Source organism: Halorubrum sp. SP3 (genome assembly GCF_005435195.1).
Classification (GTDB): Archaea; Halobacteriota; Halobacteria; order Halobacteriales; family Haloferacaceae; genus Halorubrum; species Halorubrum sodomense.
The window spans coordinates 1-586 of sequence record NZ_SGTU01000255.1; the positions used below are offsets into that span (position 1 = coordinate 1).

The window sequence follows — 586 nt, forward strand, 5'->3', positions numbered from 1 at the left end:
GAACTAGCGCAGAACGATCTGGAGGATCGGTCTGACCTCACAGCGCTGTTCTGTGATGGCAAAGATTCGGAAATGGCCGCAACGGTCCAGAGAGCCGTCGAAGAAGGTGAATCAGTGACCATCGAGCGCTGTGACAACCACGATGATCGACCGGAATTCTGGACAAAAGAAACGTTTGCTCCTATTACCGACACAGAGGGTACAATCAGCGAATTCGCCGGTTTTCACCGGGATATCACAGAAGACAAAGAGAAACGGGAGCGGCTCCGACAATACAAATCGGCAGTCGAGGCGTCGCCTACGTGGATTTTCTGTATTGACTCATCAGAGCGACTTATATTCGCTAACGAGGACTTTCGGCAGTTTTATGGACTTGATTCGGGCCGAGTGCGGGGGACACAAATTGATTCGATCGTTGAAAAAAGTACTGCTGAGAAGATTGAGCCCGTAATAAAACAAGCGCTGGATGGAGAATCAGTTGTTTTTGAACTCGAAACTGAGGCCGCTACGGGTGAACGACGGCGCTTCGTTCGGGCTGTCCTTTCGCCATTGTGGGACGACGATGGAGCGGTTACCGGTGTAGTGG

General features: G+C 51.4%; 1 protein-coding gene. It reads left to right on the forward strand.

All coding sequences use genetic code 11. The features are described from left to right. Window positions 1-586: PAS domain-containing protein (locus EXE42_RS16480; protein ID WP_137707009.1), on the forward strand; the 586-nt coding region annotated here is incomplete at both ends.